This window comes from Microvirga sp. HBU67558, from assembly GCF_018069605.1.
GTDB lineage: Bacteria > Pseudomonadota > Alphaproteobacteria > Rhizobiales > Beijerinckiaceae > Microvirga > Microvirga terrae.
On sequence record NZ_JAGPUP010000489.1, the window covers coordinates 13,361 to 27,184 of the forward strand.

The window sequence follows — 13,824 nt, forward strand, 5'->3', positions numbered from 1 at the left end:
ACTTGATAGGCGTGATGATATGGCGGAGCTGGCGGCATTCTCAACATGGGGCCGGACGGGACGGATTGACGAAGCGGCCGGGATGGCAAGGATGGGCCTGACCCATCCAGCAGGAGCATGATGTTGAGCGGCCCCTCCCCCGTGCTGTCGATCCAGAACCTTTCCGTAGGGCTGCCCGCCCTGGCCGACCGGCAGCACGCGATCAGGGACCTGTCGCTCTCCATAAACCCAGGCGAGACCCTCTGCGTCGTGGGGGAATCCGGCTCCGGCAAGTCGATGACCGCCATGGCGACCATCGGACTCCTGCCGGCGGGCGTCCAGGTCCTATCGGGATCGATTCGGCTCGCGGGCCGCGATCTCCTGGCCCTCGACGAGGCCGGGTGGTGCGACGTGCGCGGCCGCGAGGTCGGCACCGTGTTCCAGGAGCCGATGACATCGCTCAACCCGGTGATGCGGGTGGCCGACCAGATCGCCGAGACGTTCCGCACCCACGGGCTCCTCACCGCGGCCGAGCGCGACCGGCGCGTGCTCGACCTCCTGGCCGAGGTCAACCTGCCGAACCCGGAGCTGATCGCCAAGGCCTATCCGCACGAACTCTCCGGCGGCCAGCGCCAGCGGGTCATGATCGCCATGGCGCTGGCCCTGGAGCCCAAGCTCCTGATCGCCGACGAGCCGACCACGGCCCTCGACGTGACCACCCAGGCCCAGGTCCTCAAGCTCATCGACAACCTGCGCCGCAAGAAAGGCACGGCCGTCCTGTTCATCACTCACGATTTCGGCGTAGTAGCGGAGATCGCCGACCGGGTCGCCGTGCTGCAGCAGGGCGAGCTCGTCGAGCAGGGAACCGCCGAGGAGGTGCTGACCCGCCCACGGCATCCCTACACGAAACGTCTCCTGGCCGCAGTACCCTCGCTGACGCCCCCTGCCCCGAAGCCGCTGGCCGGCCAGCCCATCGTCCTCAAGGTCGACGCCCTGACGAAGACCTATGGCGGGCGCGGCTTCCTGCGGAAGAGCCGCGAGGTCCAGGCCGCCGATGCGGTGAGCTTCGACATCCGCCGCGGCGAGACCCTGGGGCTCGTGGGCGAATCCGGCTCCGGCAAGTCGACGGTGGGGCGCTGCGTCCTGCGCCTGATCGAGCCGGACGGCGGCGCCATCGCGATCGGGGATCTCAGCTTCGGCACCCTGTCCCAGCGCGCTCTGCGCCCGCACAGGCGCCGGATCCAGATGGTGTTCCAGGACCCCTTCGCGTCCCTCAACCCGCGCCGCACCGTCGGGCGCATCATCGCCGAGGGGCCGATCACCCAGGGCGAGGATCCGGCCAGGGCCCTGGACGAAGCCCGGATCCTTCTGGACAAGGTCGGCCTGTCGGCGACGGCCGTCGAGCGCTATCCGCACGAGTTCTCCGGCGGCCAGCGCCAGCGGATCGGCATCGCCAGGGCGCTCGCCATGAAGCCGGACGTCCTGGTGGCCGACGAGGCCGTCTCGGCCCTCGACGTGTCGGTCCAGGCGGAAATTCTCAAGCTGATCCGGGGGCTGCAGGACGAGCTCGGTCTTGCCATTCTCTTCATCACCCACGATCTGCGGGTGGCCGCCCAGATCTGCGACCGCGTGGCAGTCATGCAAAAAGGTCGGATTGTGGAAATGGCCGAAACCGCGCAACTCTTCGCCCATCCGCGCGACGCGTATACGCGCCAGCTCCTGGCCGCAGTGCCGGGCATGAACACAATGATTTAGGGAGACGAAACCCGTGAACGATCAGGTCAGCGCGAGCCTCGCGCCCAACATGGTGTTCCAGAATCTCATCGGCGGGCGCGAGCGCCCCGCCTCGGACGGCCTCACCCTCGACGTGCTCTCGCCGATCGATGGGTCGCTGCTCGCCCGGATCGCCGCCGGAACCACCCAGGACATCGACGAGGCCGTGTCGGCGGCCCGTTCCGCCCTCGAGGGCTCCTGGGGCCGGCTCACCGCGACGGAGCGCGGGCGCCTGCTCATGAAGCTTGCGAGCGCTGTCGAGGCCCATGCGGACGAGCTCGCCATCCTGGAGAGCCGCGACAACGGCAAGCCCCTGCGCCAGTCCCGGGCCGACGCCATCGCACTCGCCCGCTATTTCGAATTCTACGGCAGCGCCGCCGACAAGCTGCACGGGGATGTGATCCCCTATCTCAACACCCATTACATCGGCGTCGAGCGGGTGCCGCACGGGGTGACCGGGCATATCGTGCCGTGGAACTACCCGATGCAGATCTTCGGCCGCTCGGTCGGCGCGGCGCTCGCCGCCGGCAACGCCACCGTGGTGAAGCCCGCCGAGGACGCCTCGCTGACGATCCTGCGCGTGTCGGCGCTCGCCCGCGAGGTCGGCTTCCCGGACGGCGCCCTCAACGTGGTGACGGGCCTCGGCCGCACCGCCGGCGCGGCGCTCGCGGCCCATCCCGGCATCGATTTCCTGTCCTTCACCGGCAGCCCCGAGACCGGCACCGCGGTCCAGACGGCGGCGGCGAAGAACCATGTGGGCGTGACCCTCGAGCTCGGCGGCAAGTCGGCCCAGGTGGTGTTCGACGACGCGGATCTCGAGCGCGCTCTGCCGACCCTCGTCAACGCCATCATCCAGAACGGTGGCCAGACCTGCTCGGCCGGGAGCCGTCTGCTGATCCAGCGCGGCATCTTCCAGGACGTGGTCGACGCGGTGGCGGAACGCTTCCGGAGCCTGCGCGCCGGTCATCCCGAGCGCGAGCCCGATCTGGGCCCGATGATCAACCAGGCCCAGCAGCGCCGCGTCCTCGGTTATCTCGAACGCGGCCGCAATGAGGGACTGAACGTGATCGGCGAAGGCGCGGTGGCGCCCGATGCGCCCGCCGGCGGCTATTACGTGGCCCCGGCCTTCCTGGCCCCGGTGCCGCATGAGAGCCTCCTGTCCCAGGAGGAGGTCTTCGGCCCGGTCCTCGTGGCCACGCCCTTCGACGACGAGGCGGAGGCGATCCGCCTGGCGAACGGCACGCCCTACGGCCTCGCGGCTGGCGTGTGGACCCGCGACGCCATGCGCTCGACCCGCGTCGCCCGCACCATGCGGGCCGGCCAGGTCTTCGTGAACTGCTACGGGGCCGGCGGCGGCATCGAACTGCCCTTCGGCGGCTTCGGCCGCTCGGGCCACGGCCGCGAAAAGGGCTTCGAGGGCCTGATCGGGTTCACCACGACGAAGACGCTCGTGATCGCGCACGGGTAGAGCGGCCACGCTTCGCACCTCCGCCGTCATCACCGGCCTTGTGCCGGTGATCTCGGTCGGTGGAGCGCCGCGCCTCACGAGATCGGGATGGCCGGGACAAGCCCGGCTATGACGTCGTAGGGTGGCACGCCCTAATCACCACTCCCAACTCTCCCCTCGCGGGGACAGAAAAGCACATCGAAAGGGAAGAAACATGAATCGCCTCGAAGGCAAGGTGGCGCTGGTCACGGGCGCCGGGTCCGGTTTCGGTCAGGGCATCGCGGAAACCTTCGCCCGCGAGGGCGCCAAGGTGGCCATCCTCGACATCAACGAGGCGGCGGCCAAGGCGGCCGCGGAGAAGATCGGCGCCAGCGCCATCGGTCTCGCGGCTGATGTTTCGAAGGCCACCGACGTGAACGCTGCCGTCGAGAAGACCGTGGCGGCCTTCGGCAAGCTCGACATCGTGGTCAACAACGCGGGCATCAGCCACCGCAACCGGCCCATGCTGGAGGTCGAGGAGGACGAGTTCGACCGCGTCTTCGCAGTCAACGTGAAGTCGATCTATCTCTTCGCCAAGGCGGCCGTGCCGCTGATGCAGAACCAGGGCAGCGGCGTGATCATCAACGTGGGCTCGACCGCGGGCCTGCGTCCGCGGCCCGGCCTGACCTGGTACAACAGCACCAAGGGCGCCGTGCATACCATGACCAAGTCCATGGCCGTGGAGCTCGCCCCCAGCAGGATCCGCGTCTGCGCGCTCGCTCCCGTGGCCGGCGAGACGCCGCTGCTCGCCACCTTCATGGGCGAGGACACGCCCCAGAAGCGCGAGATGTTCGTCAACTCGATCCCGCTCGGCCGCTTCTCGACCCCGCAGGACATCGCCAACGCGGCGCTCTACCTCGCCTCCAACGAGGCCAGCATGATCACCGGCGTGGTGCTCGAGGTCGACGGCGGGCGCTGCATCTGAGGCAAGCAGCCCCACTGGCGTCATCACCGGCCTTGTGCCGGTGATCCCGATCGATTTGGACGCAGCGCTTCACATCGTCGGGATGGCCGGGACAAGCCCGGCCATGACGTGAAGTCGTTGCATCACCCCTTCTGCCATGCGAAGGGCAGCGGCGCCTCCTTGAACGCGAAGCGGTCGAGATGGGAGGCGACGACGCCTTTCATCCGCTCGAGCGTCTCGCCGTCCTGCGCTTCCACGCTCACCATCAGGGCCTCGGGATCGGCCTTCATGGTCGCGACGGCGGCGGGAAAACGGACGGTGCCCTCGTTCTCGGAGAGCTGAACGTCGAGCTTGTGGCTCCAGTGCTTGCAGAGCTGCTGGAGGTATCGGGCGCCGTTCGCGGTAGGCACCCGGGCGGTCTCTCGAGCCATGGTGTTCAAGCCTTTCATTCCGACTGCGGGCCTGATCAGGCTGGCATATTGCGGATCTCTGGTTCCCGATGCTTAAGCCTCAGTCACGGCGAAGTTAAGTGAAGAATCGGTAATGGACGTCTTCCATCCGGCGCGGTCCTGCGTAAGCTGGTCCCACCGCGACCTGTCGCAGCCCATGACCCGATGGAGTTCAAGCCCTGATGACGAAGCGCCTTCTGACCGCAGCTCTCCTTTTCTCCGTCAGCGTCATCCCGGCCTTTGCGGCCAAGACCTCCCTGGTGGTCGGCATGCCCATCGAGCCTCCGGGCCTCGACCCGACGGTCGCGGCCCCGGTGGCCATCCGCGAGGTCACCTGGGTCAACCTGTATGAGGGCCTCGTGCGCATCGACCGGACCGGCAAGGTCCAGCCGCTCCTGGCCAAGAGCTGGGAGGTCTCGCCGGACGGGCTGACCTACACCTTCCGCCTGCAGGAGGGCGTGAAGTTCCACGACGGTTCGGCCTTCGATTCGGCGGACGTGAAATTCGCCTTCGACCGCGCCCGCGATCCGAAATCGACCAACGCGCAGAAACAGATTTTCGCGCCGATCGCCTCCATCGAGACGCCCGATCCCGCCACGGTGGTGATCAAGCTCAAGGAGACCTCGGGCAACTTCCTCTATTATCTCGGCTGGGGCGATGCGGTGATCGTGGCGCCGGAGACGGCCGCCGGCAACGCAGCGAACCCGGTCGGCACCGGTCCTTTCAAGTTCAAGTCGTGGACACGCGGCGACCGCGTCGAGCTCGTGCGCAACCCCGATTACTGGCAGAAGGACAAGATCAAGCTCGACAGCGTCACCTTCCGCTTCATCAACGACGCGCAGGCCCAGGTCGCGGCGCTCAAGGCCGGCGACGTGGACGCGTTTTCCAATCTCGGGGCCCCGGAGCTCTTCGCAGAGTTCCAGAAGGATGCGCGCTTCAAGGCGGTGGCCGGCAACACCGAGGGCGAGGTCGTGGCCGGCATGAACAACGCCAAGAAGCCGTTCGACGACGTACGCGTGCGGCGCGCCCTCATGCACGCGGTTGATCGCAAGGCCCTCGTGGACGGCGCCTATTCCGGGTTCGGACAGCCGATCGGCAGCTTCTTCTCTCCGAACCAACCGGCCTTCGTGGACACGACGAACGTGATCCCCTACGACGTGGAGAAGGCCAAGGCGCTCCTGAAGGAAGCGGGATACGGCAACGGCCTCTCGATCACCATCAAGTCGCCCCAAATGGCCTATGCCAGCCGCTCGGCCGAGCTGCTCTCCGCCATGATGGCCGAGGTGGGCGTCGACCTGAAGATCATCCCGACCGAGTTCCCGGCGAAGTGGATTGAGGAGGTCTTCAAGAACAAGGATTACGACGTCACCATCGTGGCCCACACGGAGCCGCTCGACATCGATATCTTCGCCCGCGACAACTACTATTTCAATTACAAGAACGACAGGTTCAAAGCCGTTGTGGCGGAAGCCGCCAAGACCACGGATGAGAAGGCGCGCTACGCGAAATACGCGGAAGCGCAGAAGATCCTGGCCGAGGACGTGCCTGCGCTGTTCCTGTTCCAGCTGCCGAAGCTCGGCGTCTGGAACGCCAAGGTGCAGGGCCTGTGGGAGAACTCGCCGATCCCGTCGAACGACGTGACGGAGGTCTCGTGGAGCGAGTGAGACCGGCGCATCGTTTCGCGCCGCCTTGCGTGAATTCACGCTCTGTCATCACCGGCCCCGTGCCGGTGATCCCGATGACGTGAAGCACCGCGCCTCTCCGAACGGCATGGCCGGCTCAGGGCCAGCCATGCCGTTCGGAGGATCCACATCGCCATCGACCACGCCCGTCTCCCTCGTCAGGCAAATGGAGCCGGCGTAGAGTAAACCCATGCTGCGTCTCGTCATCTCGCGCCTTGTCTCGCTGGCCGTCACCCTGCTGGCGGTGTCGCTGGCGATCTTCCTCATTATGGAGGTCCTGCCGGGCGATCCGGCCGCCATCATGCTTGGCACCGCCGCGCGCGAGGACACCCTCGCGGCCCTGCGCCAGGAGCTCGGGCTCGATCAGCCGGCGCTCGTGCGCTACCTGGAATGGATCGGCGGCCTCATGCACGGCGATCTCGGGCAATCGATCACCTACAAGATGCCGGTCTCGACCCTGGTGGCCGAGCGCATGAACGTGACGCTGCCGCTGAGCCTGCTCGCCATCCTCATCTCGACCGCGCTGGCGCTGCCGCTCGGCGTCGCGGCCGCTTCCCGCCGCGACGGGCCGGTGGACCGCGCCGTGCTGGTGTTCAGCCAACTCGGCGTCGCGGTGCCGAACTTCTGGATCGGCCTGCTGTTCATCCTGTTCTTCTCGACCTGGCTCGGCTGGTTCCCGGCCGGCGGCTTTCCCGGCTGGAGCTCGGGGATCTGGCCCGCCTTCCAGGCGCTGCTCCTGCCCGCATTGGCGCTCGCCCTGCCCCAGGCCGCGGTGCTCACGCGCGTGACGCGCTCGGCGACGCTCGAAGTGATCGGCGCCGACTTCGTGCGCACGGCCCGCGCCAAGGGCGTCGACAAGGGCGGGACCCTGCGCCGCCACGTGGTGCCGAACGCGCTCATTCCCGTCACGACGATCCTCGGCCTGCAGCTCTCGTTCTTCTTCGGCGGCGCGATCCTGGTCGAGAACGTGTTCAACCTGCCGGGCCTCGGACGGCTCGCCTATCAGGCGCTCAACCAGCGTGACCTCGTGGTGATCAAGGACATCGTGCTGATCTTTTCCGGACTCGTCATCGTGGTGAACTTCATCGTCGACATCGGCTACGCCCTCCTCGATCCGCGCCTGAGGGGCCGGTCATGAGCCGGCGCGCCCGCATTCCGCTCAATCCGGCCCTCGTGGTCGGCGGTATCCTCACGGCGCTGCTGATCGTCACCGCGCTGGTCTCCCTCGTCTGGACCCCGGAGGTGCCGACGCGCGTGCGCGTCGCCATGCGCCTGAAGGGACCTGGGGAGGTCGGCCTCCTCGGCACGGATCATTTCGGCCGCGACGTCGCCTCGCTGATCATGGCGGGCGCGTGGAATTCGCTCGCCATCGCGTGGCCGGCGGTGCTGCTCGGCGCCGCCATCGGCACGGCCGTCGGCTGCGCGGCGGCGGCCTGGAAGGGGCTGGCCGACGAGATCGCCATGCGCGTCTCCGACGTGGTCTTCGCCTTCCCGGCGGTGCTCTCGGCGATCATGATCGGCGCCCTCGTGGGCTCGGGCCCGCTCGCCGCCATCCTGGCGATCGCCGTGTTCAACGTGCCGGTCTTCGCCCGCGTCACGCGCGGCGTCGCGCTCCAGGTCTGGACCCTGGACTACATCGCGGCCGCCCGCGCCATCGGCAAACATCCGCTGTGCATCACCTGGGAGGACGTGATCCCCAACATCGCGGGCGCGCTCATCGTCCAGGTGACGATCCAGCTCGCCCTCGCGATCCTGACGGAAGCGGGCCTCAGCTATCTCGGCCTCGGTGTGCGCCCGCCGAATCCGAGCTGGGGGCGCATGCTGAGCGATGCGCAGACCTATCTCTCGCAGGCCCCGCACCTCGCCATCGCGCCCGGCATCGCCATCGCGCTGTCGGTGCTCGGCCTGAACCTCCTGGGCGACGGCCTGCGCGATGCCCTCGATCCGACCCTGAAGGGCAGAGGTGTGGCGGCTTAGGCGCGCGGTTCTCCCCTATCCACGGACGTCGTCACCGGCCTTGTGCCGGTGATCCCGATGGATTGATGCGTAGCGCTTTTCCGTACAGGGATGGCCGGGACAAGGCCGGCCATGACAGGGGCGAATGGTTTACGCCGCCTTGCTCATCCCCTCCCGCACCTCGCTGAGGATCTCGTAGGAGCGCAGGCGCTTGGAATGGTCGTAGATCGCGGCCGCGACCATCACCTCGTCGGCGCCGGTCTGCGCGATGAAACCCTCCAGCCCGTCCCGCACCGTCTCACGCGAGCCGACGAAGGAGCAGGACAGCATGTTCATGGCCTGCGCCTTCTCGTGCGGCAGCCAGTAGCTCTCGATGTTGTCGATCGGCGGCTGGAGCTTGCCGCGGGCACCGCGGAACAGGTTGGTGAAGGATTGCTGGGCCGAGGTGAAGAGGTGACGCGCCTCCTCGTCCGTGTCGGCCGCGATCACGTTGACGCCCACCATGGCATAGGGCCGGTCGAGCTGGGCGGAGGGCTGGAAGCGCTCGCGATAGACCTGGAGCGCCTGCATGAGGGCGCCCGGCGCGAAATGCGACGCGAAGGCATAGGGCAAGCCCAGCATGGCCGCGAGCTGCGCGCCGAACAGGCTCGAGCCCAGGATCCAGACCGGCACGTTCGAGCCCGCGCCAGGCACCGCCTGGATGGCTTGGTCGGGCTGGACGGGGCCGAGCAGCGCCTGCAGCTCGAGCACGTCCTGCGGGAAGGTGTCGGCCGCGCTCGGATCGCGGCGCAGGGCCCTCAGGGTGCGCTGGTCGGTGCCGGGCGCACGGCCGACCCCGAGGTCGATCCGGTCCGGGAACAGGGCGTCGAGCGTGCCGAACTGCTCGGCGATCACAAGGGGTGAGTGGTTCGGCAGCATGATGCCTCCCGAGCCGATCCGCATGGTCTTCGTGCCGCCCGCCACATGGGCGATCACCACGCTGGTCGCCGCGCTGGCGATGCCCACCATGTTGTGGTGCTCGGCGAGCCAGTAGCGGTTGTAGCCCCACGCTTCCGCGTGCTGCGCCAGGTCGAGCGTGTTGCGCAGGGCGTCGGACGGCGTGGAGCCTTCGGGGACGGGCGCGAGATCGAGAACGGAAAAGGGAGGCATGGACGGGCTTTCTGGTGCGGTTCAAGGCCGAACGAGGGTTGCCATGAGATCATCATTCCGGGCCCCGGATGCAACCCGCAAAGCCCCCCGCCCGGAACACCCCTGCCCTGCAAACGAAAAACCCGGCGCCTGGGACGCCGGGTTTCGCGATGACGGGAGCGATGCTCTAGCCGCGGGTGCGGGCGCGGATCATGTAGGTGTCGAAGGCGTACTCGGCCACCTGGAACCAGAGATACTCCTCGTTGCGGAAGGCGCGCAGCGAATCGATCAGCTTCTTGAAATCCGCGTTCTGCGCGGAGATCTCCGCATAGACCTCGTTGGTCGCCTTGTAGGCGGCATCGAGGATCTCGGGCGAGAACGGACGCAGCTGCGCGCCGGCGCCCACGAGGCTGCGCAGGGCGGCCGGGTTCTTGGCGTCGTACTTGGCCAGCATGTCCATGTTGGCCGCCATGCAGCCCGCCTGCAGGATCGCCTGATAGTTCTTCGGGAGCGATTCCCACTTGCCCTTGTTGAACAGGAAGTGGAGCGTCAGGCCGCCTTCCCAGAAGCCCGGATAATAGTAGTACGGGGCGACCTTCTGGAAGCCGAGCTTCTCGTCGTCGTAGGGGCCGATCCACTCGGCGGCGTCGATGGTGCCGCGCTCCAGCGACGGGTAGATGTCGCCGCCGGCCACCTGCTGCGGAATGACGCCGAGCTTCGACATCACCTGACCGGCGATGCCGGCGATGCGCATCTTGAGGCCCTGCAGGTCGGCGACGGTCTTGATCTCCTTGCGGAACCAGCCGCCCATCTGGGTGCCCGTGTTGCCGCCCGGAAGAGCATAGAGGTTGTGCTTGGCCATGAACTCGTTCACGAGGCCGATGCCGCCGCCGTGGTACTGCCAGGCATTGAGCTGGCGGGCGTTGAGCGTGAACGGCACGGCTGCGGCGGCCGCGAAGGTCGGATCCTTGCCGACATAGTAATAGGCGGCCGTGTGGGCCATCTCGACCGTTCCGGCGGACACCGCATCGGCAGCCTGGAACGTCCCGACGATTTCACCGGCTGAGAACGGCTGGATCTGGAACTTGCCTTCCGTCGCCTCGGACACGTACTTGGCCAGGAAATCCGCCCCGCCATAGATGGTGTCGAGGGATTTCGGGAAGCCCGAGGTCAGACGCCAGCGAATCTCCGGGTTGGACTGGGCGATGGCGGGCTTGGCGACGGCGCCTGCGGCGAGGCCGGCACCGGCGGTAGCGAGAAAATTACGGCGTTTCATAGGTGCCTACTCCAGTTCGAGGGCATGTCGCGCATTGAGGAAGGCTCGGTAACAGGCGATGGTTGCCCTTGAGTAAATTAGACGAAAGACTCGGCTCCTCGTCGGTTCATTCCGGCAACCGGCTTCATATCCCGACTGTTCCCAGCTCCTTCGGTCCGCCAAATCATTGATTGGCCATGGGTGTAGCTTCGCAGGACGAACCGCGCCTGACCGAACCGCTCCTGTCGCCGCCCGAGGAGCATGATTTTGGCGCAGCCCACCCCTGCCAAGCTTGCATGCGGAGAGCGTGAAATCGTTGCAATCAAGCCATTTGCGCCACCTCTCCGGGCAAGACGCAACAATGATATAAAGTAGATGAACATTGTCATCGCGGCGGAAAATAACGCTAGGAAGTAAAGTATGTGAATCGTGTAGCATTTACTTTTGTGAGCAGCAGTATTACATAAAATACCTCTTACGAGTCAGAGGATTACTTGCTTCAGGTCACAGATTTGCCACAGTCGGCCACTGAGTTTTACCTGAGCAAGGGGAAGAGCCAATGTGCTCTTATAGGCCGATGAAGAAGACGCTTATTTTGCTTGGAGCCACCATCGTCACGAACGGGATGATGTTCAGCGGGGCTGAGGCCCGGTTGGTCCGCTACGAGATCAACGGGAAGCAGTATTCCTACAGCACCAACAACATCGCCCAGACGGCCGAGGCCCGGAAGCGGATCGCGGCCGCGAAGGCGGCGGAAGCCGCCAAGGCGAAGGCCGAGACGGAAAAGGCCCGAAACCCTCTCGCGGCGGCTTTCGGCTCGACGACGCAGAAGGAAGCCAAGGCGACGGAGGAGCGGCTTCAGCAGATCCTGTCGGGCCCGACGGAGTACATGGCTGTGTCTCCGCCCGCTCCCGACCGCACCGCCGAGGCTGCCAGGAAGCCCCAGGAGAAGCTTCAGGAGAAGCTGGCGCGGCCCGCCCCTGAAACAAGGCCCGCTCAGAAGCCCGTCACCGTCGTCCGCGCGCCGGCCAAGCCGGTGCTCGCATCCGCCGTCGCGGCCTCCCTGGTCATTGCTGAACCGATCAGTCCGCAGCGTCAGACGAAGGTGAAGTCCGTCTCCTTCGATATGCAGACCGGCATCAAGACGACGATCATGAACGACGGCACGATCGAGGAGGAGCCGTTCGACAGCAGCGCCCTCGCCGTGCTGGCTCCGGAAGCGGGGAAGATGCACAGCCTGACGGCTTTCGTAAACCAGTTGCGCAGGACCGCGCCCGAGGAAACGACGGGCTCGATCCAGACCAGCGTGGCGGACCCGGATGACGGATCTCTGATCAGGCACCGCTAGCGCATCGAGCAGGCCTTCGTGTTCCCCTCCCGGCGATGCGACAGCCATGAGAAGAAGTGTCGGACCCAAGGGCGAACCCGTCTTCGGGCCCGATGCTCTCGACGTCTGAAACCGCCTCAGCCGAGGCTCGCCGTCACGCCGGGCTCCAGAATCGTCAGCCGCGCCCGCCGGCAGTCGATTTCGGCCATGGCGCCGTAAGGCAGCGTGGCGATCGGGTCGGTATGGCCGAAATCGCACTCGGCCAGGACCGGCAGGTGCTCCAGTCCCGCTTCGGCGAGTGCGCGCAGGACTGCCGCCTCCTGCGCCGCCCTGTATGCCTGGTCCGTCTGGCCGCCCGGCCGTCCGAGCAGGATCCCGGCGAGGCGCGGCAGGATCCCCTGGGCGGTGAAATTGCGCAGCCAGCGCACGACGCCGGCGGCCGGCGGCGCCTCCTCCGATGTCTCGTAGAAGAGCATCGCCCCGTCCCAGTAATCGACGGGCGGCCACCAGTCCGAGCCCTTCAGCATCTCGAGAACCTCGGCGCATCCGCCCAGAAGAGGCCCGCGCGCGAAGCCGGTTCCCTGCAGGATGCGGGGTCCGGTCGAGGGCTGGAGCGTTCTGCGGCGCGTCTGGTTCGTCGGATCCTTCCAGGGCAGATGCTCGACGGTCCAGCCGTCGCGGTTCGGCGGGATTTCGCCGATGGGATCCGACTGAAAGACGGCCCTTCGCAGGCACTGTTCCGCGAAAGCGTGCATGCCGCCGTTTTCCGCAAATCCTGCCATGACCGTCGGACCATAGAACGAGCCGAGGCCGGCCTTGAGGCAGCCGAAATGCAGCACCGTTGGGTCCGAATAGCCGAGAAAGACCTTTGGATTATCCGCGATCACGGTGAGATCGACATGCGGGATGAGCCGGATCGCATCGTCCCCGCCGATGCTCGCGATGACGCCCCGAATCGACGGATCCGCGAAGGCCGAATGGATGTCCTCGGCGCGGGCCTCGGGATTCCGGTCGAGCCATGCGGCGTCGCGGCGGGCATGGGGCATGTCGACGGGCTCCAACCCGAAGACTTCGGACAGAACCCGTTTGCCGGCGTCATGGCGATGCGGAAAAACCGCCGGACCGCCCCAGCTCGTGGACACGACGGCCACACGATCGCCGGCCCTGAGAGCCTGCGGTTTCACCAGAGGTCTTCGCCACCATCGACCGGACATCACGCCTCCTTCCAACGCCGTGCCGGCATGATGGTCGCAGATCGACGGACCAAAGAAAACGGCGCCGCTTGCGCGGCGCCGTCCGTGAGCTTTCGATGACCTAAAGCATCGGACACAGAAGCAGGACCCTTTTCCCCGACGCGGCCCTCTGGGGCCGCACGATGCGCTAGCGCTTAGAAGTCCATGCCGCCGGCCGGCATCGCGGGCGCGGCTTCCTTCTTGGGCTTCTCGGCGATCATCGCCTCGGTGGTGATGAGGAGACCTGCGACGGACGCGGCATCCTCGAGCGCGACGCGCACGACCTTCGCCGGATCGATGATGCCGAGCTTGTAGAGGTCGCCGTATTCACCGGTCTGGGCATTCCAGCCGGCAGAGTAGCCCGTCGCCTCCGCCACCTTGCCGACGATGACGGAGCCGTCCTCGCCCGCGTTCAGGGCGATCTGGCGCGCCGGCGCCTGCAGGGCGCGGCGTACGATCTCGACACCGGTCTTCTGATCGTCGTTGGCCGGCTTCACGCCGTCCAGCCCCTTGAGGGCCCGCAGCAGGGCCACGCCGCCGCCTGGCAGGATGCCCTCCTCGACGGCCGCTTTCGTGGCGTGCATGGCATCGTCGACGCGGTCCTTCTTCTCCTTCACCTCGACCTCGGTCGCGCCGCCGACGCGGATCACCGC

General features: G+C 66.9%; 12 protein-coding genes. 7 read left to right on the plus strand and 5 right to left on the minus strand.

All coding sequences use genetic code 11. The features are described 5' to 3' along the window. The first annotated feature begins 120 nt into the window (after positions 1-120). The 3 genes from KBI52_RS09900 (at position 121) to KBI52_RS09910 (ending at position 4,163) form a co-directional block, all read left to right on the plus strand. Positions 121-1,734, plus strand: coding sequence for an ABC transporter ATP-binding protein (locus KBI52_RS09900; RefSeq protein WP_173945248.1), 1,614 nt, complete (start codon positions 121-123; stop codon positions 1,732-1,734). Between the two features lie 49 nt (positions 1,735-1,783). Further along, the gene (locus KBI52_RS09905; protein ID WP_210807082.1) at positions 1,784-3,220 is read left to right on the plus strand and encodes an aldehyde dehydrogenase family protein; all 1,437 of its coding nucleotides are present in this window, start codon (positions 1,784-1,786) and stop codon (positions 3,218-3,220) included. A 193-nt stretch (positions 3,221-3,413) separates the two neighbouring features. Beyond that, positions 3,414-4,163 carry an SDR family oxidoreductase gene (locus KBI52_RS09910; RefSeq protein ID WP_210807066.1) on the plus strand — a complete coding sequence of 250 codons (750 nt, stop codon included), beginning with the start codon at positions 3,414-3,416 and terminating at the stop codon, positions 4,161-4,163. Between the two features lie 122 nt (positions 4,164-4,285). Here the strand turns inward: KBI52_RS09910 and KBI52_RS09915 are convergent, their stop codons facing one another. Then, positions 4,286-4,552: a DUF2218 domain-containing protein gene (locus tag KBI52_RS09915; RefSeq protein ID WP_371823151.1), complete on the minus strand. Its 267-nt coding sequence runs from the start codon at positions 4,550-4,552 to the stop codon at positions 4,286-4,288. Between the two features lie 221 nt (positions 4,553-4,773). Here KBI52_RS09915 and KBI52_RS09920 point away from each other — a divergent pair, with 221 nt between their 5' ends. From KBI52_RS09920 to KBI52_RS09930, 3 genes are all read left to right on the plus strand, one after another. Continuing rightward, positions 4,774-6,255, plus strand: coding sequence for an ABC transporter substrate-binding protein (locus KBI52_RS09920; protein WP_173945243.1), 1,482 nt, complete (start codon positions 4,774-4,776; stop codon positions 6,253-6,255). 208 nt (positions 6,256-6,463) lie between these two features. Then, positions 6,464-7,411 carry an ABC transporter permease gene (locus KBI52_RS09925; RefSeq protein ID WP_210807070.1) on the plus strand — a complete coding sequence of 316 codons (948 nt, stop codon included), beginning with the start codon at positions 6,464-6,466 and terminating at the stop codon, positions 7,409-7,411. Then, on the plus strand, positions 7,408-8,250 hold the full coding sequence (locus tag KBI52_RS09930; RefSeq protein ID WP_210807072.1) for an ABC transporter permease: 843 nt from the start codon (positions 7,408-7,410) through the stop codon (positions 8,248-8,250). Before KBI52_RS09925 ends, KBI52_RS09930 begins: the two co-directional genes overlap by 4 nt. A 129-nt stretch (positions 8,251-8,379) precedes the next feature. Here KBI52_RS09930 and KBI52_RS09935 read toward each other — a convergent pair whose 3' ends face one another. Next, positions 8,380-9,378 (minus strand): LLM class flavin-dependent oxidoreductase, encoded by a 999-nt coding sequence (locus tag KBI52_RS09935; RefSeq protein WP_210807074.1) that lies wholly within the window; start codon positions 9,376-9,378, stop codon positions 8,380-8,382. A gap of 166 nt (positions 9,379-9,544) precedes the next feature. After that, on the minus strand, positions 9,545-10,633 hold the full coding sequence (locus KBI52_RS09940) for a TRAP transporter substrate-binding protein (RefSeq protein WP_173945239.1): 1,089 nt from the start codon (positions 10,631-10,633) through the stop codon (positions 9,545-9,547). A gap of 556 nt (positions 10,634-11,189) precedes the next feature. On the opposite strand from KBI52_RS09940, the gene KBI52_RS09945 reads away from it, so the two are divergent. Beyond that, positions 11,190-11,960: a hypothetical protein gene (locus KBI52_RS09945; protein ID WP_210807076.1), complete on the plus strand. Its 771-nt coding sequence runs from the start codon at positions 11,190-11,192 to the stop codon at positions 11,958-11,960. Between the two features lie 116 nt (positions 11,961-12,076). Here KBI52_RS09945 and KBI52_RS09950 read toward each other — a convergent pair whose 3' ends face one another. Further along, positions 12,077-13,123 carry a S66 peptidase family protein gene (locus tag KBI52_RS09950; RefSeq protein WP_262266069.1) on the minus strand — a complete coding sequence of 349 codons (1,047 nt, stop codon included), beginning with the start codon at positions 13,121-13,123 and terminating at the stop codon, positions 12,077-12,079. Between the two features lie 203 nt (positions 13,124-13,326). Then, positions 13,327-13,824: TCP-1/cpn60 chaperonin family protein (locus KBI52_RS09955; RefSeq protein WP_305797885.1), on the minus strand; the 498-nt coding region annotated here is incomplete at its 5' end.